Origin of the sequence: Bradyrhizobium sp. 63_E2_N1_3 (assembly GCF_052076005.1) — a bacterium.
In the GTDB taxonomy this organism is placed as follows: domain Bacteria; phylum Pseudomonadota; class Alphaproteobacteria; order Rhizobiales; family Xanthobacteraceae; genus Bradyrhizobium; species Bradyrhizobium barranii.
The window spans coordinates 2015600-2033132 of the sequence record NZ_CP197235.1 but is presented as its reverse complement, the minus strand read 5'-3'; the positions used below and the strand labels follow the sequence as shown (position 1 = coordinate 2033132).

Genomic DNA, 17533 nt, shown 5'->3' with positions numbered 1-17533 from the left:
GGTGGCTTGGGGGATTGATGCGACTGACGCTGAACTTGAAGACTGTCCTGATCGCCGTGGCGGTGCTCGCGGCGTCGTTTTTCGTCAGCCTGAAGGCGATGGACTGGCTGTCGCCGCGCGCGGCGACGACTGCGCCGCCGGTCGCGCAATTGCCGCCGCTGCCGCCGGTCGCGAAGAGTTCGATCGTGGTGGCGCCGGTGGCGATCGCGATATCGGCGATCCGCGAACAGGCCGAGAAAGCCGCGCCGCGCAATTTCGCCGGCAAGGCCGATAATCCAATCTCGCAGATCCTGGAGAATGCCGACATCGGCTGGTCCGCCGTGCGCGGGCCGATGGCGGCTGCCGGCGACAAGGACGTGCTGACGATCTCGACGCCGCTCAATGGCAAGCTGAACGTGACGGGCTCGCTGTCGTCGAAAGCCACCGGCGCGCTCGGCGACGCGCTCGGCAGCGTGCTCGGCGGCGACGCAGCGAAACGGATCGGCGCGGTCAACATCAAGAATTTGAACGCCAGCGCCGAGATCAAGGGCAACGTGGTCGTCACCTCGCGCCCGAAGCTCGCGGCCAATTGGCATCTCGAGCCAAATCTCGGCGCCCAGGTCAATCTCGGCGACACCAACCTCAACGTCTCCGGCGCCAAGGTCAACGTGCCGGCGCAGGTGAAGCCGCTGATCGACAAGAATGTCGGCGAGCAGATCAACATCGTCTCCGAGCGCATCCGCAACGATCCCTCGCTGCGCGAGAATGCGAAGCTGCAATGGGCCAAGGCCTGCCGCTCGATCCCGCTGCAGGGCTCGGGCTCCTCGGCCTCGCTGCCGCCGCTCTGGCTCGAGATGAAACCGACCCGTGCCATCGCGGCGCAGCCGCGCGTCGACGCGCAGAACGTGACGCTGCTGCTCGGCCTTGAGCTCGAGACGCGCGTGACCTCGACGTCGACCAAGCCGGACTGTCCCTTCCCCGACAAGATCTCGATCGTGCCGCCGACCGGCACCGGCGTGAACATCGGCGTGCCGATCGACGTGCCCTTCACCGAGATCAACAAGCTGATCGCGGCGCAGATGGTCGGCCACACCTATCCCGAGGACGGCTCCGGCCCGGTCGACGTCACCGTGAAAGGCGTCAACGTGGTGCCGTCAGGCGATCGTCTCCTGATCTCGCTGCTGGTGCGTGCCAAGGAGAAGAAGAGCTGGCTCGGTCTCGGCGCCGAAGCGACCGTGCACATCTGGGGCCGGCCGATGCTCGACCAGGCGCAGCAGACGCTGCGGCTCGCCGACATCCAGCTCGCGGTGGAATCCGAGGCCGCCTTCGGCCTGCTCGGCGCGGCCGCACGCGCGGTGGTGCCGCAGATGCAGCAGGCCTTGGTGCAGAAGGCGACGCTCGATCTGAAGCCGATCGCCGCCAATGCGCGCGAGAAGATCGCGGCCGCGATCGCCGACTACCAGAAGAGCGAGGATGGCCTCAAGGTCGACGCCAAGATCGACAGCCTGACCCTCGCCGACATCGCCTTCGATTCCAAGACGCTGCGCATCGTCGCCGAAGCCGGCGGCTCGCTGAACGTCTACGTGACGAAGCTGTCGGGGATGTAGCGCGTCTTCACTCGCCGGACCCGCGCGCGTCGCTTGCGCCGCTGGCATTCTCGTCGGAGGATGCTAAGCTGTTTCTCGCAACCTCGAACGAGGTGCTGACAGCACTGCAGGGGACAACGCGAGGACAACATGGAAGCCGGCATGGTCACGCCTGCGCCGGCGCTGGTGCGCTTTTCCGGCATTCAGAAGACCTACGATGGCGAGCACCTCGTGGTGAAGAACCTCGATCTCGAAATCAGGAAGGGCGAGTTCGTCACCCTGCTCGGTCCGTCGGGCTCGGGCAAGACGACCACGCTGATGATGCTGGCCGGCTTCGAGGTTCCAACCCATGGCGAAATCTACCTCGCCGAACGGCCGATCAAGAACGTGCCGCCGCATAAGCGCGACATCGGCATGGTGTTCCAGAACTATGCCTTGTTCCCGCACCTGACGATCGCGGAGAATATCGCCTTCCCGCTATCCGTTCGCAACACGGCCAAGGCCGAGGCGCAGGAACGCGTCAACGCGGCGTTGCGCATGATCAAGATGGAAACCCTGGCGCACCGGCGGCCCGGGCAGCTGTCCGGCGGTCAGCAGCAGCGCGTGGCGCTGGCCCGCGCGCTGGTTTTCAATCCGCAGCTCGTGCTGATGGACGAGCCCCTGGGCGCCCTCGACAAGCGCCTGCGGGAGCAGATGCAACTGGAAATCAAGCAGCTGCACGAGACGATGGGCATCACCGTCGTCTACGTCACCCACGATCAGAGCGAAGCGCTCACCATGTCGGATCGCATCGCCGTGTTCAACGACGGCATCGTGCAGCAGATCGACCGGCCCGACGCGCTGTACGAGCATCCGGTGAACAGCTTCGTCGCTCACTTCATCGGTGAGAACAACGTGCTGTCCGGCACCGTCGAGACGATCGAGAAGGACTATTGCCGCGTCACGCTGGCTGGTGGCGGCGCCGTGACCGCACGGGCGGTCAATGTATCCGGCGCGGGCGCGTCGACCTCCCTGTCGGTGCGGCCGGAGCGGATCGCCATCATCCCGGACGGCACCTCCAGCGAGGGACCGAACCGGCTGCCGGCGAAGGTGCAGAACACCATCTATCTCGGCGACCACGCACTGGCCGTGCTCGATGTCGCCGGCAACGGGGAGTTCATGGTCAAGCTTCAGCCGGGGACGCATGACGGATTGAGACATGGCAGTCTAAGATCTGGTGAAAGCGTATTCATCACCTTCCGTCCCGAGGACTGCCTGGCCCTCGATCCCGTCTGATCCGGACCGGCATCGATCAACCTCAACGCAACGCAGATGAAGAAGGAACAAGGACCATGCTGAAGCGCAAGACTGGCAAGATTGCTCTGGGGTTCGCCGTGGCGTTCAGCGCCAGCGCCGCGCTGGCCACGGTCGCGCAGGCGCGTGACCTCACCGTCGTGTCGTGGGGCGGCGCCTATCAGGATGCCCAGAAGAGGGTCTATTTCGAGCCGTTCAAGAAAGCAGCCGGCGTCGCGATGAACGACGAGTCCTGGGACGGCGGCGTCGGCGTGCTGCGCGCCAAGGTGCAGGGTGGTGCCGCCACCTGGGACCTCGTCCAGGTCGAGAGCGACGAACTCGCGGTCGGCTGCGAGGAAGGCCTGTTCGAGAAGATGGATTATTCCAAAATCGGCGGCGAGGCCGCCTATATACCGCCGTCGGTCAATCCCTGCGGCGTCGGCGCCATCCTCTACGATTTCGTTCTCGGCTACGACAAGGACAAGCTGAAGGACGCCCCCAACGGCTGGGCCGACTTCTTCGACACCAAAAAGATTCCGGGCAAGCGCGCCTTGCGTCAGGGCCCGAAGACCACGCTGGAGATCGCCCTCATGGCCGACGGCGTCGCACCGAAGGACGTCTACAAGGTGCTGGCGACCGACGAGGGCGTCGAGCGCGCGTTCAAGAAGCTGGACACCATCAAGGGCGACATCGTCTGGTGGAAGGCCGGCGCCCAGCCGCCGCAATTGCTCGCCTCCGGCGAGGTGGCGATGACCTCGGTCTACAATGGCCGCATCGACACCGCGAACAAGAACGACAAGAAGAATTTTGGCATCGTATGGGACGGAGCGCTCTTCACCCTCGACAGCTGGGTCATCCTGAAGGGCAGCCCGAACAAGGACGCGGCCTACAAGTTCCTGGACTTCGCGGGCAAGGCGGAGAACCAGTCAAAGCTGTCGCAGAACATCGCCTATGGCACCTCGAACAAGGACGCAGCCGCCCTCCTCGCGCCCGCCGTTCTCAAGGACCTGCCGACAGCGCCTGACAACATCAAGAACGCGGTCGAGATCAACGTTGGCTTCTGGCTCGAGAACATCGACCGCCTGACCGAGCGCTTCAACAAATGGGCCGCGAAATAGCGCGCCCCACCAGGCTCGACCAATGACGGCCTCGCTCCTGACCGGCGCCAATGCGTCGACCGAGGTGCCGCTCAAGCGCCGATTGCGGCGTGCGGAGCGGACACGTCAGGTCAAGGCATTGGCGCTGGTGCTGCCGCTTCTCGTCTTCCTGCTCTTCACCTTCGCAGGCCCGATCGCCGGCATGCTGTGGCGCGCGGTCGATGACCGCGAGGTGCGTCAGGTTCTGCCGCAAACCATCGCTGCTCTCGCCAGCTGGGAAGGCAAGGACCTGCCGGATGAAAAGGCCTTTGCAGCGCTGGCAAGCGACATCCTGGCGGCGCGCGCTTCCGGCATCATCGCCATCGCGGCCAAGCGGCTCAATTACGCCCTGAACGGTTTTCGTACGATCCTGACCAGCACGGCACGTAATCTGAAGGCGCAGCCGGAGCCCGGCACCGCCAGGGAGACACTGGGCAAGATCAACCCGGCCTGGCGCGAACGGGCCACCTGGACGACGATCAAGGATGCCGGTGGCCCGGTGACCGGATTCTATCTGCTGGCGGCGCTCGACCTGACGCGGAACGTCGATGGTGCGATCGTCGCGGCCGCATCAGACCAGGCGATCTACCGCAACGTCTTCGCCCGCACCTTCCTCATCAGCTTCAGCGTCACGGTACTCTGCCTGATCCTCGGCTTCCCGGTCGCTTACCTACTGGCAACGCTGCCGCCGGGCCGGTCGAACCTGCTGATGATCTTCGTCCTGCTGCCGTTCTGGACGTCGCTTCTGGTCCGCACCTGCGCCTGGATCGTCTTGTTGCAGAGCAAGGGCGTCGTGAACGACAGCCTGCACTGGCTTGGCATCATCGACGAGCCGTTGCGGCTGATCTACAACCGCTTCGGTGTCTGCGTGGCCATGACCCACGTTCTCCTGCCGTTCATGATCCTGCCGCTGTATAGCAGCATGAAAGCGATCTCGCCTGCGTACATGCGTGCCGCCGCCTCGCTCGGCGCGCCACCGACCACTGCCTTCCTGCGGATCTACCTGCCTCAGACCCTGCCCGGCATCGGCGCGGGAAGCCTGCTCGTCTTCATCCTGGCGCTCGGCTACTACATCACACCGGCCCTCGTCGGCGGCGCCGCCGATCAGATGATCAGCTACTTCATCGCGCTCTACACGACCGAGACGGCCAATTGGGGCCTTGCTTCGGCGTTGGGAGCGGTGCTGCTGCTGGCCACTCTTTTGCTCGCTCTCGTCTACGGCAAGCTGGTGCAGGGGCAGCAGGTCACGGGAGGAATGAAGAATTGAGCGATCATTCTTCCCTCCGCACGCCCAGCCAGCGTATCGCGTGGACCGCGACCATCGTCATCTCCACGCTGGTGTTCATCTTCCTGATCGCGCCGATCCTTGCGATCATGCCGCTGTCCTTCAGCTCGGGCTCGTACCTCACCTATCCGCTGCCGGGCCTCTCCTTGCGCTGGTACGACGACTTCATCAATTCGCCGCGCTGGATGAATTCGCTGAAGAACAGCATGATCATCGGCGTCGCCTCGACCCTGCTGTCGATGGTGCTTGGCACGCTGGCTGCGCTGGGGCTGGCGCAGTGGAAGAGCCGGTTCAAACCGCTCGTGCTGGCTTTCGTGCTGTCGCCGGTCGTCGTGCCCGGCGTCATCACCGCGGTCGGCCTGTATTTCTTCTTCGCGCCGATCGGACTGACCGGCAGTTATCTCGGCTTGATCCTGGCCCACACCGCGCTGGCGACGCCCTTTGTGGTGATCACGGTCGGCGCGACGCTGCAAAGCTTCGACACCAATCTGGCACGCGCCGCCGCCTCACTCGGCGCCTCGCCGCTTTATGCGTTCCGCCGCGTGATCCTGCCGCTGATCCTGCCCGGCTTGGCGTCGGGTGCGCTGTTCGCCTTCGCGACCAGCTTCGATGAGGTGGTGATCGTGCTGTTCATGGCAGGCCCGGAGCAGCGCACGCTGCCGCGCGAGATGTTCAGCGGCATTCGCGAGAACATCAGTCCGACCATTACGGCGGCGGCGGTGATCTTGACGACAGTATCGGTCATCCTCCTCGCGACTTTGGAAGGCCTGCGCCGGCGCAACGAACGGCTCAAGGGCAGCAGCGCCTGAAAGGCGTCTTTCTTCCTTCTCCCCTTGTGGGAGAAGGTGGCGCGAAGCGCCGGATGAGGGGTTACCTCCGCAAGTACGAATGCAAGATGGGTACGTGCGGAGAGAGACCCCTCGCCCGTCTCGCCGCTACGCGGCGAGCCACTCTCTCCCACAAGGGGAGAGGGTAAGAACACCGCAGCCCCCTACTTATTTCTCACGCCACCTCACACATCCCCGGCTTTGCCCCCGCGACCGATTGTCGCTAGAACAGTCCCCGCAACAAAACCCAAACAACAACACAGGGAGAAACATATGCAAAAACTCATCGCCGCCGTCGCGGCCGGTCTTGCTCTCGCCGCCACATCAGGCACGGCCCACGCGCAGATCTCAGACGACGTCGTCAAGATCGGCGTGCTCACGGACATGTCGAGCCTCTATGCGGACGCGACCGGCAAGGGCTCGCTCGCCGCCGTCGAGATGGCGGTTGCCGATTACGGCGCCAAGGTCGCGGGCAAGCCGGTACAGGTGGTCGCCGCCGATCACCAGAACAAGCCCGACGTCGGCGTCAACATCGCCCGCAACTGGTACGACAACGACAAGGTCGACGCGATCTTCGACGTGCCGACATCCTCGGTGGCACTGCCGATCTCGGCGCTGACGCGCGAGAAGAACAAGATCAACATCAACTCCGGCGGCGGGTCATCGGATATCACCGGCGTCGCCTGCTCGCCCAACACCGTGCACTGGACCTACGACACCTATGCGCTGTCGAATGTCGCCGGCAAGGCGATGGTGAAGCGCGGCGAGGACACCTGGTTCTTCGTCACCGCCGACTACGCCTTCGGCATGGCGCTGCAGCGCGACGCCGCCAACGTGGTCAAGGAGAGCGGCGGCAAGGTGCTCGGCGAGGTCCGCCATCCGCTCAATTCCTCGGACTTCTCGTCCTTCCTGCTGCAGGCCCAGGCCTCCAAGGCCAAGGTGGTCGCGCTGGCGAATGCCGGCGGCGATACCACCAACGCGCTGAAGCAGGCGGCCGAATTCGGTCTCGTTCAGGGTGGCCAGAAGATGATCGCGCTGCTCCAGGAGATCACCGACACCCATTCGCTCGGCATCAAGGCGACGCAAGGCCTGATCGTCACCGACGCGTTCTACTGGGACATGAACGAGGAGACGCGCGCCTTCTCGAAGCGGTTCAACGAGAAGGTCGGTCATATGCCGACCATGATCCAGGCCGGTCTCTACTCGGCGACCATGCACTATCTGAAGGCGATCGAGGCCATCAAGACCGACGAGGCGCCGAAGGTGATGGAGCAGATGCGCAAAACCCCGGTCAACGACTTCTTCGCCAGGAACGGCAAGATCCGCATCGACGGCCGCATGGTGCACGACATGTATCTGTTCGAGGTGAAGAAGCCGGAGGAGTCCAAGGGTGAGTGGGACCTCTACAAGCTGATCGCCACCGTCCCCGGCGACGAAGCCTTCCGTCCCCTCGACAAGGGCGGCTGCCCGCTGGTGACGCACTGAACGTCTTCTCCCTCTCCCCGCTTGCGGGGAGAGGATTGGGGTGAGGGGGAGTCTCCGCGGGGACGGCGCCAGTTGGGCTCGTCGAGACTCCCCCTCACCCGGATTGCATCTTCGATGCAATCCGACCTCTCCCCGCAAGCGGGGCGAGGTGAAAGACGAAAGACACGACAGCGCGCCCGGTGAAAACCGGGCGCGCCTCGTTTCGGCCGTCACGTGAGCAGCATTACTCCGAGTACTTGAACTCGGGCATGTTCTTCAGCTCGTCCTTGCTGGCATTGAACACGGCGTGGTCCGGATACCATTTCGACGTGGACGAGGCGGTCGTAGCCGTCGTGGTCGTCGTGGTCTTCTCGGTGCCGGTCGCAGCGCCAGTGGTCGTGGTCGCCGCAGGCTTCGCGCCGGTGCCGGTGTAGGCGACGGCCTCGTTGACGAACTTCAGCTTCTCGTAGGGGACGGCGACCAGATGCTCGCCCATGCCGAGGAAGCCGCCGACGCCGATCACGGCAATCTTGATGTTGCCGCTCTTGTCCATCAGCAGGTCGTTGATCGAGCCAATGTTCTCGTTGGCGTCGTTGTAGATCTTCAGGCCCGACATCTTCGAGGCACGCCACTCGCCCGACGCGGTCGTCGTCGTCGTTGTGGTGGTGGTGGCCGCGGGCGCCGCCTTGTCGGTGGTGGCCGTCGGGTTTTGCGCGAACGCAACGGTCGCAAGCAGTGCGGTGCCGGCAAGGCCGGCGGCGATCGATTTCATCAACATTGTTGTCCTCTCCTTCAGCAGAAAGCTTATGCGGAGAGAACAGCGGCGATCATCCGCAGTTCCTTTTCTGCGGCAATTTCGTCACGCGATGATGGCGCTGCGCTGCGACGAAAGTTCCTGCGTCACTCAGGAACGTTCGATGAGGAACGTTCCTGATGCACAGTTCCCCGCCGACGATCATGCGCCCTGGGTGAAGCACGATCGCGGCGAGGAACGCGCCGACCTGCGTCGCTCAGGTCAGCTCTTGAAGTCGATCAGAAGTGCGGAGAAATCCGAACCGCCGAATGAGCTGCCGCTGGCGCCGTAGGACGCGCTCGACGATTGCGACTGCTGGAGCGCCTGGAGGAATTGCTGGAGAATGTCCGCCGTGGTCGTGTTGGTCGACGTGCTGCTGGTCGAGTCCGTCGAGGACGAATCCGACGAGCTGTCATCCGGCGGCGGACCGGGCGGCGGTCCGCCCGCACCACCGGGACCACCCGGACCACCGGGACCGCCGGCGCCGCCTGGCCCCTTGGCGAAAGCGGACTGAAACACGTTCTTCAGTTCGTCCGCCTGGTCCGAGGTCAGCGTCCCGTTCGACACTTCGTTGGCGATGAGATCGTCGATCTTCGACTTCATCTCGTCCTTGGAAGGACGCGTGCCACTCGACTGATCGCTGGATCGGCTCGACTGCAAGGCGGTGTCGATGTCGGTCAGCGCGGTCGAGAGCGCCGACTGGTCCGACGACGAGATCGTGCCGTCGGAAACGTCCGATTGCAATTGCTGCTGAAGCCGCTGCAGGGGCGACTGGTAGTTACCGGCGGAGGCCGCCGAAATCGAGGTCATAATGGCTCCGTGGCTTTTGCGGGGTTTCGTAAGCGACACCGCCACGGTATGGTTAGCGGCCTTAACGAGACCTTGCCGCTTCCCTGCCCGGGTATTGCCTGCTGTTGCGCCCGGACAGTCAGAAACAATCCGAAACAAAAATCTTCGCCTTTTGGCCCGAATCTTGGACAAACAAAGCGCATGGCCAATCCCAACATCCTGGTCGTCGAGGACGACCGCGAAACCCGGACGTTGATTGCAAAGTACCTGCGCAACAACGCCTGCAACGTCACCACCGTGAGCGATGGCCGGGAGATGTCGCGTGCCTTGGCCGATCACAGGGTCGACCTCATCATCCTCGACGTCATGCTGCCCGGCGAGGACGGCCTGAGCCTGTGCCGCAAGGTACGCTCGGAGGCGCAGACGCCGATCATCATGCTGACCGCGCGCGGCGAGGACGTCGATCGCATCGTCGGCCTCGAGATGGGCGCGGACGACTATCTGCCAAAGCCGTTCAACCCGCGCGAGCTGCTCGCGCGCATCAACGCGGTGCTACGCCGCCAGGTCGCAGCCCAGGCGGCAAGCTCGATCGAGGGCGCCTCCACGCTCGTCTTCGAGGGCTGGCGCATCGATCTGCGCCTGCGCGAATTGCGCAATCCGGAAGGCGCGCGCGTCGCGGTGACCAGCGCCGAGTTTGATCTGCTACGGACGTTCTGCGAACGGCCCGGCCGCGTGCTGTCGCGCGACAGCCTGCTCGACCTCACGCAAGGGCGCAACACCGGCTCGTTCGAACGCTCGATCGACGTGCTGGTCAGCCGCATCCGTCGCAAGATCGAGCCCAATCCGGCCGATCCCACCATCATCAAGACGGTGCGCTCCGGCGGCTATCTGTTCACGCCCAGAACCGAAGCGGCCGGGACTGAAGCAGCTGGCAACGAAGCGGTCGCGGCGACCCTGAGCAGTTAGTGGAGCGGTCGTCATGACGCCGTTCCGCTTCTTCCACCTCAAAAGCATCGGTGGACAGATCGCCGCGCTGGTGGTGGCGTCGATCGTCGCGCTGCATCTGATCCTCACCGCCAGCTTCCTGATCAGCCGGCCGGACCGGGCCGAGCCGCCGCCCGACGCCGCCCATCAGCTTGCGGACGCGGCCCTGCTGCTCAACGGCACGGATGCGAGCGAGCGGCCGCGCATCCTCGCCAATATCGTGCGTGCGTTTCCGAATGCCGGCATCGAGCTCCTCGCGCCGGGGACCTTCTCCGTCGCCGAAGACAGCGGTGGCCCGCATCTGCGCAACGTGCGCCGGCATCTCGGCCATCAGTACGAGGTGATCGCGCTGACCCCGAACTTCGGCGTGCACCGCGTCGCGGTCGAGCTTCCCGACGGCAGTGTGATCGCAGGTCGCGTCGAGCAGGGCCCGCATCCGCCGCGGTTCTGGGGCGGCCCCTGGATGATAACGCTGCTGTTCGCGCTGATCAGCGTCACGATGCTCGGCCTGTGGGCGGCCTACGCGCTGGCCGCGCCGCTGTCCTCGTTTGCCAGGGCCGCCGAGAATTTCAGCCTGGACGGGGCGGCCGATCCGCTGCCCGAGCGCGGCCCGGAGGAGATCCGCTCGGTCGCGCGCGCGCTCAACCGCATGCATGAGCGGATCGCGCGGCTGATGTCGGATCGCACCCGGATGCTGGCGGCGATCAGCCACGACCTGCGAACGCCGATCACCCGGCTGCGCCTGCGCGCCGAGTTCATCGAGGACGAGGGCAACCGCAGGCGCATGCTGATCGATCTCGACCAGATGCGCTCGATGCTGGAATCCGTGTTGTCGCTGCTGCGCAACGACCGCAAGATCGAGGCGGTGACGCTGGTCGACATCGCGAGCACGCTCCAGGTCATCGCCGACCAGTTCGGCGACATGGGCCATGTCGTGCACTATGACGGCCCCGCTTCGGCGACGGCCGCCGCGCGGCCCGACGAGCTGCATCGGGGCGTCACCAACCTCGTCGAGAACGCGGTTCGCTTCGGCGCCGAAGTGACGATCCGCCTCGACGTATCCGGCACCACGCTCGTCATCGACGTCGAGGACGACGGCCCCGGCATCTCGGATGCGCGCAAGCAGGAGATGCTGGAGCCGTTCGCGCGCGGCGATGACGCGCGCACCATGGACGAGCACACCGGCTTCGGGCTCGGCCTGTCGATCGCGCGCGCGATCGCGATCGCTCATGGCGGCGAATTGTCGTTGCACGACCGCGCGCCGCACGGGCTGATCGTACGGATGCAATTGCCGGTGTGGCAGCAGCCGCGGCGGGCGGCGTAAGGCACGCCTCAGGCGGCGAGCGGCGGATGCTCGATCGGGTGCTCCTCGAAGATCGCCACCGCCTCGAAGCGGTAGCCGCAGGCGTGGCATTTCCAGAGATAGGAAACGCGGCCTTCGCCCGGCTCGATCCAGTCCGGAGACGGGATCGGTGCCCCACATTGCGCACAGGGGTTCTGCTTGGGGATGTCGCCGATGTCTGCTCGGGTCATGGACGTTCTCCCGAATTTTGAATAGCGATTTTTGGGCGAATGCACGAATAGACAGACCTGCTGTCGCGTAACGCACATCGCCAAGTGCAATCCTAACCTGGGTTTGAGTCGTAAAAACGACGGCCCCGCGAAAATCGCCGCTGGCGGCGTTTCGCCACATCATCGCCGTGTTCCCACGGCCTAACGCGCACGGGTGCAGGTTCGTTCTGCCGAGGAATAATTCAATGAAAATTTTGCGTATTGCCGCGCTCGTTGCGGCCGGGCTGATGTTGCCGCAGGCCGCATTCGCGGGCGAAGCCGAGTATGCCGAGATGGTCGCGGCCCATGCCCGCGCCAACGGCGTGCCGGAAGCGCTGGTGCATCGCGTCATCATGCGCGAGAGCCGCTATCAGCCCGGCCTGATCGGTCGCGGCGGCACCATCGGCCTGATGCAGATCAAGCTCGCGACCGCCCGCGGGGTCGGCTACACCGGCGACGCCGCCGGCCTGCGCGATCCCAACACCAACCTCACCTACGCCGTCAAATACCTCGCCGGCGCCTATCGCGCCGCCAATGGCGACCACGCCCGAGCCGTGCGTTATTTCGCGGGCGGCTATTACTACGTTGCAAAGCGGCAGCGCCAGGAAATGGTGCAGCAGGCCAGCAACGACACCTGGCTCGAGCCGAACGGCAATCCGCAGCCGATGCTCGGGATGGCGCCGCATAAGAAGCTGGCCCAGCGCGTCAGCAATGCGCGGGCGCAGGAGGTTCCCAACCACTAGCCAGCGTCATTCCGGGGCGATGCGAAGCATCGAGCCCGGAATCTCGAGCTTCCCCGGTGCGCAATTGCGCACCCGGGGTTCGGTCCGGCGGACCGCGCCGGAATGTCAGCCCTGTGGCTAGCGCGTTGACCACCCCGTCCCGCTGGCATACATTAGAGCCGTTCCGAGGGGTGCTCCGAGGAGGAGCTGAGATACCGCTAAATGGGTCAGAAGGCCCAGGACCGCGGTGACCCTTTGAACCTGATCCGGGTCATGCCGGCGAAGGGACAGGGATGTTGCAGACCACCAAGCGATCGGATTCCCCGGTATCCATCATCGGCGCAGGCATTGCAGGTGCCTGGCAGGCGCTTTTGTTCGCGCAGGCCGGCCATGCCGTGACGCTACACGAGCGCGGTGACGCCGCGATGACCGATTCCACCAGCCATTGGGCCGGCGGGATGCTCGCGCCCTGGTGCGAGGCGGAGGTCGCGGAACCCATCATCTCCAGGCTCGGCCAGCGCTCCCTGGACATCTGGCGGCGCGAGCTGCCGGACACCCCCTTCAACGGCTCGCTCGTCGTCGCCCACCCGCGCGAGCGCAACGATTTCGAGCGTTTTGCCCGGATGACCGACGGCCACCGCCGGCTCGATGCGGCCAGCCTTGCCGAGCTCGAGCCGTCGCTGGAGGGCCGCTTCCGCGACGCGCTGTTCTTCCCGACCGAGGGCCATGTCGAGCCGCGCCGCGTGCTGCCGAAGCTGCATGAGCGCATCCGCGCCGCCGGCGGCACCATCAAGTTTGATAGCGACGTCAGCGAAGACCTCGACGGCATCGTGATCGACTGTCGCGGCCTCGGCGCGCGCGACGAGCAGCCGGAGCTGCGCGGCGTCAAGGGCGAGATGATTTTGATCGAGACCGGCGAGGTGCGGCTGGCGCGCCCGGTGCGGCTGATCCATCCGCGTTGGCCGCTCTACGTGATCCCGCGCGAGGACAATCTGTTCATGCTGGGCGCGACCTCGATCGAGGCCGAGGACACCGGCGTCAGCGTGCGCTCGGCGCTGGAGCTGCTGGGCGCGGCCTATGCCGTGCATCCGGCCTTCGGCGAGGCTCGGATCATCGAATTCGGCTCCGGCCTTCGGCCCGCTTTCCCCGACAATCTGCCGCGCATCGGCATTCGTGGCGAGAGGATCGCCGTCAACGGCCTCTACCGCCACGGCTTCCTGATCGCCCCGGCGCTCGCCGAGCTGACGCTGCAATACGTCCAGCGCGGCCAGATCGACAATGAGGTGATGCAATGCGGGTGATCGTCAACGGCGAGCAGCGCGAGGTGAACTCGGCCAGCGTGGACGCGCTGCTCAGCGAGCTCGACTATGAGGGCACCCATTTCGCGATCGCGCTGAACTACGACGTCGTGCCGAAGAGCCGCTGGGCCGAGACCCACCTCAAGGCCGGCGACGAGATCGAGATCATCACGCCGCGGCAGGGAGGGTGAGGTGATGATGGCACGCTCTCTCCACTTGTCGTCCCCGCGAAGGCGGGGACCCATAACCACAGGGAGCGGCTATGGCGGCCGGTCTCTCCCCACGTGCCCCAAGAGAAATCACGCGGTATGGGTCCCCGCCTTCGCGGGGACGACAGTTGAACTTGAGGAGACACCTTGGACATGGTGACCTTCTACGGCAAAACCTTCCCCTCCCGCCTGCTGATCGGCAGCGCGCTCTATCCTTCGCCTGCGATCATGCAGGCGGCGATCCGTGCCTCCGGCTCGAACATCGTCACGGTGTCGCTGCGCCGCGAAGCCGCCGGCGGCAAGACCGGGGACGCGTTCTGGAATCTGATCCGTGAGCTCGACGTCAGCGTGTTGCCGAACACCGCCGGCTGCCGCAGCGTGCGCGAGGCCGTGACCACCGCAAAACTCGCGCGCGAGCTGTTCGGCACGTCCTGGATCAAGCTGGAAGTGATCGCCGACAACGACACGCTGCAGCCCGACGTCGTCGGCCTGGTTGAGGCCGCCGCCATCCTGATCAAGGACGGCTTTGAGGTGTTCCCCTATTGCACCGAGGATCTCTCGGTCGCGAACCGCCTGGTCGATGCCGGCTGCAAGGTCGTCATGCCCTGGGCCGCGCCGATCGGCAGTGCCAAAGGCATCACCAACCGCGACGCGCTGAAACTGCTGCGTGAACGGCTGCCTGATATCACGCTGGTGGTCGATGCCGGCATCGGCGCGCCGTCACATGCGGCCGAGGCGCTCGAGCTCGGCTACGACGCCGTGCTGCTCAACACGGCCATCGCAAAAGCCGCCGATCCCGTCGCGATGGCCAACGCCTTCCGTCTCGGCTGTGATGCCGGCCGCACCGCCTACGAAGCCGGGCTGATGAACGCCCGCGACTTCGCCTCCCCCTCCACCCCTGTCGTTGGGACACCATTCTGGCATGCCGTATCCTGATCGCTTCTATCCCGTCGTCGACAGCCTCAAATGGGTCGAACGCCTGACCAAGCTCGGCGTCGGCACCATCCAGTTGCGCGCGAAAGACCTCAACGACGCCGACGCGCTCCAGATCGTCACCGACGCGCTGGCGATCACTGAGGACACGCAGGCCAAGCTGGTCGTGAACGACTATTGGCGCGCGGCCGTCGTCGCCGGCGCAAAATATCTGCATCTCGGCCAGGAGGACCTGGCGGACGCGGACCTCAAGGCCATCCGCGAGGCCGGCCTGTCGCTTGGCGTCTCCACCCATGACGACGCGGAGCTCGAGACCGCGCTTGCCGCAGAGCCCGACTATGTCGCGCTCGGTCCGATCTTCTTCACCACGCTGAAATCGATGCGCTTCGAACCGCAGGGCATTCCAAAGATCACGGAATGGAAGAAGCGGATCGGCAGCATCCCGCTGGTCGCGATCGGCGGCATCAAATTCGAGCACGCCGCGGAGATTTTTGCCGCCGGCGCCGATTCCATCGCCGTCGTCAGCGACGTCACGCAAAACGCCGACCCGGACGCGCGGGTGCGGCAGTGGCTCGGCCTATCGCTGGAGGCGGCATGATGCGCATCGCTCTCTCCACCCGTCATTGCGAGCGAAGCGAAGCAATCCAGAGTCTCTCCGCAGAGACAGTCTGGATTGCTTCGTCGCAAGGGCTCCTCGCAATGACGGAGCAAGAATTCACCGCAGTCGCTCAAACGCACGCACAACAGAATTAAACCGGAGGATCCCATGAACATCCGCTCCAACCCCGAAAAGACCGTCCCCGCCGTCACCACCGGCCCGCTGCCCTCGTCGCGAAAAATCTTCGCGTCTCCGGACGCTGCGCCCGACATCCGCGTGCCGCTGCGCGAGATCATCCTCTCCGAAGGTGCCGGCGAGCCGAACCTGCCGGTCTATGACACCTCGGGCCCCTACACCGACCCGACCGTCACCATCGACGTCAACGCCGGCCTGTCGCGCAACCGTCTCGCCTGGGTCAAGGAGCGAGGCGGCGTCGAGGAGTATCAGGGCCGCGATATCAAGCCGGAGGACAATGGCAACGTCGGCGCCTCGCATGCCGCAAAGGCCTTCACCGCGCACCACAAGCCGCTGCGCGGCCTCGACGGCCACAAGATCACCCAGCTCGAATTCGCCCGCGCCGGCATCATCACCAAGGAAATGATCTACGTCGCCGAGCGCGAAAACCTCGGCCGCAAAAAACAGCTCGATCGCGCGGAGGCCGCGCTGGCCGACGGCGAAAGCTTTGGCGCCGAAGTCCCTGCCTTCATCACCCCGGAATTCGTCCGCAGCGAGATCGCGCGCGGCCGCGCCATCATCCCCTGCAACATCAACCACGCTGAGTTGGAGCCGATGATCATCGGCCGCAACTTCCTCACCAAGATCAACGCCAATATCGGCAACTCCGCCGTGACGTCGTCGGTGGAAGAGGAAGTCGACAAGATGGTGTGGGCGATCCGCTGGGGCGCCGACACCGTGATGGACCTCTCCACCGGCCGCAACATCCACACCACCCGGGAATGGATTCTGCGCAACGCACCGATCCCGATCGGCACCGTGCCGATTTACCAGGCGCTGGAGAAGTGCGAAGGCGATCCGGTCAAGCTGACCTGGGAGCTCTACAAGGACACGCTGATCGAGCAGTGCGAGCAGGGCGTCGACTACTTCACCATCCACGCCGGCGTGCGCCTGTCCTACATCCACCTCACCGCCAACCGCGTCACCGGCATCGTCAGCCGCGGCGGCTCGATCATGGCGAAGTGGTGCCTGGCGCATCACAAGGAGAGCTTCCTCTATACGCATTTCGACGAGATCTGCGACCTCATGCGCAAGTATGACGTCTCGTTCTCGCTCGGCGACGGCCTGCGTCCCGGCTCGATCGCGGACGCCAACGACCGCGCACAGTTTGCCGAACTCGAAACGCTCGGCGAGCTGACTAAAATCGCGTGGGACAAGGGCTGCCAGGTCATGATCGAAGGCCCCGGCCACGTGCCGATGCACAAGATCAAGATCAACATGGACAAGCAGCTCAAGGAGTGCGGCGAAGCCCCGTTCTACACGCTCGGGCCCCTGACCACCGACATCGCGCCGGGCTACGACCACATCACCTCGGGCATCGGCGCCGCCATGATCGGCTGGTTCGGCTGCGCCATGCTGTGCTACGTCACGCCGAAAGAGCATCTCGGGCTGCCCGATCGTAACGACGTCAAGGTGGGCGTCATCACCTACAAGATCGCCGCCCACGCCAGCGATCTCGCCAAGGGCCACCCGGCCGCCCAGCTCCGCGACGACGCCCTCTCCCGCGCCCGTTTCGACTTCCGCTGGAGCGACCAGTTCAACCTCGGCCTCGATCCTGATACCGCCAAGAACTTCCACGACGAGACCCTGCCGAAGGAAGCCCACAAGGTCGCCCATTTCTGCTCGATGTGCGGGCCGAAATTCTGCTCGATGAAGATCACCCAGGATGTGCGGGATTATGCGGCGACGCTGAACGATCCGAATTCGATCGGCATGTCGATGCAGGGCACTGCCGAAGACGGCATGGCCAAGATGAGCGCGAAGTTCAAGGAGATGGGCAGCAGCGTGTATCTCGATGCGGAGAAGGTGAAGGAGAGCAATCGGGTGCTCTAGACTGCAAGAACCCGAGAATATGCTTTGTTGTCGTCAGAAG

17 protein-coding genes and 1 riboswitch are annotated in these 17533 nt (G+C 64.9%); of the genes, 14 read left to right on the top strand and 3 right to left on the bottom strand.

All coding sequences use genetic code 11. The features are described 5' to 3' along the window. Window positions 1-17: 17 nt before the first annotated feature. The 6 genes from AB7531_RS09535 (at window position 18) to AB7531_RS09510 (ending at window position 7570) form a co-directional block, all read left to right on the top strand. Window positions 18-1586, top strand: coding sequence for a DUF4403 family protein (locus AB7531_RS09535; RefSeq protein WP_063981504.1), 1569 nt, complete (start codon window positions 18-20; stop codon window positions 1584-1586). Between the two features lie 129 nt (window positions 1587-1715). After that, window positions 1716-2840 (top strand): ABC transporter ATP-binding protein, encoded by a 1125-nt coding sequence (locus AB7531_RS09530; RefSeq protein WP_063981503.1) that lies wholly within the window; start codon window positions 1716-1718, stop codon window positions 2838-2840. A 56-nt stretch (window positions 2841-2896) separates the two neighbouring features. Further along, window positions 2897-3955, top strand: a complete 1059-nt coding sequence (locus AB7531_RS09525; RefSeq protein WP_063981502.1) for an ABC transporter substrate-binding protein — start codon at window positions 2897-2899, stop codon at window positions 3953-3955. Window positions 3956-3977: 22 nt separating this feature from the next. Continuing rightward, window positions 3978-5240, top strand: a complete 1263-nt coding sequence (locus tag AB7531_RS09520) for an ABC transporter permease (protein WP_354095473.1) — start codon at window positions 3978-3980, stop codon at window positions 5238-5240. Further along, complete coding sequence (locus AB7531_RS09515; RefSeq protein ID WP_063981501.1) at window positions 5237-6067, top strand: ABC transporter permease; 831 nt, start codon at window positions 5237-5239, stop codon at window positions 6065-6067. Before AB7531_RS09520 ends, AB7531_RS09515 begins: the two co-directional genes overlap by 4 nt. A 291-nt stretch (window positions 6068-6358) precedes the next feature. After that, the gene (locus AB7531_RS09510; protein ID WP_028156330.1) at window positions 6359-7570 is read left to right on the top strand and encodes an ABC transporter substrate-binding protein; all 1212 of its coding nucleotides are present in this window, start codon (window positions 6359-6361) and stop codon (window positions 7568-7570) included. Window positions 7571-7793: 223 nt separating this feature from the next. Here AB7531_RS09510 and AB7531_RS09505 read toward each other — a convergent pair whose 3' ends face one another. Further along, window positions 7794-8327: a PRC-barrel domain-containing protein gene (locus AB7531_RS09505; protein WP_063981500.1), complete on the bottom strand. Its 534-nt coding sequence runs from the start codon at window positions 8325-8327 to the stop codon at window positions 7794-7796. Between the two features lie 237 nt (window positions 8328-8564). Further along, window positions 8565-9152: a hypothetical protein gene (locus AB7531_RS09500; protein WP_063981499.1), complete on the bottom strand. Its 588-nt coding sequence runs from the start codon at window positions 9150-9152 to the stop codon at window positions 8565-8567. Window positions 9153-9332: 180 nt separating this feature from the next. On the opposite strand from AB7531_RS09500, the gene AB7531_RS09495 reads away from it, so the two are divergent. Together AB7531_RS09495 and AB7531_RS09490 are read left to right on the top strand one after the other, a co-directional pair. Beyond that, complete coding sequence (locus AB7531_RS09495) at window positions 9333-10097, top strand: response regulator (protein WP_063981498.1); 765 nt, start codon at window positions 9333-9335, stop codon at window positions 10095-10097. A 13-nt stretch (window positions 10098-10110) separates the two neighbouring features. After that, a complete protein-coding gene (locus tag AB7531_RS09490; RefSeq protein ID WP_063981497.1) occupies window positions 10111-11439 on the top strand; it encodes an ATP-binding protein in 1329 nt (442 codons plus the stop codon). 8 nt (window positions 11440-11447) lie between these two features. Here the strand turns inward: AB7531_RS09490 and AB7531_RS09485 are convergent, their stop codons facing one another. Next, window positions 11448-11648, bottom strand: a complete 201-nt coding sequence (locus AB7531_RS09485) for a hypothetical protein (RefSeq protein WP_063981496.1) — start codon at window positions 11646-11648, stop codon at window positions 11448-11450. Between the two features lie 224 nt (window positions 11649-11872). Between AB7531_RS09485 and AB7531_RS09480 the strand changes: the two genes are divergently transcribed. The 6 genes from AB7531_RS09480 (at window position 11873) to thiC (ending at window position 17493) form a co-directional block, all read left to right on the top strand. Further along, window positions 11873-12409, top strand: coding sequence for a lytic transglycosylase domain-containing protein (locus tag AB7531_RS09480; RefSeq protein WP_063981495.1), 537 nt, complete (start codon window positions 11873-11875; stop codon window positions 12407-12409). Between the two features lie 156 nt (window positions 12410-12565). Then, window positions 12566-12694, top strand: a riboswitch (TPP riboswitch). Further along, entirely contained in the window at window positions 12682-13689 is a 1008-nt protein-coding gene (locus AB7531_RS09475) for an FAD-dependent oxidoreductase (protein ID WP_063981494.1), read from the top strand. It overlaps the preceding riboswitch by 13 nt. Then, window positions 13680-13877, top strand: a complete 198-nt coding sequence (gene thiS / locus AB7531_RS09470; RefSeq protein WP_063981493.1) for a sulfur carrier protein ThiS — start codon at window positions 13680-13682, stop codon at window positions 13875-13877. Before AB7531_RS09475 ends, thiS begins: the two co-directional genes overlap by 10 nt. A gap of 171 nt (window positions 13878-14048) precedes the next feature. Continuing rightward, a complete protein-coding gene (locus tag AB7531_RS09465; protein ID WP_063986138.1) occupies window positions 14049-14831 on the top strand; it encodes a thiazole synthase in 783 nt (260 codons plus the stop codon). After that, a complete protein-coding gene (locus AB7531_RS09460) occupies window positions 14818-15426 on the top strand; it encodes a thiamine phosphate synthase (RefSeq protein ID WP_063981492.1) in 609 nt (202 codons plus the stop codon). Before AB7531_RS09465 ends, AB7531_RS09460 begins: the two co-directional genes overlap by 14 nt. A gap of 168 nt (window positions 15427-15594) precedes the next feature. After that, entirely contained in the window at window positions 15595-17493 is a 1899-nt protein-coding gene (thiC, locus tag AB7531_RS09455) for a phosphomethylpyrimidine synthase ThiC (protein ID WP_063981491.1), read from the top strand. Window positions 17494-17533 lie beyond the last annotated feature (40 nt).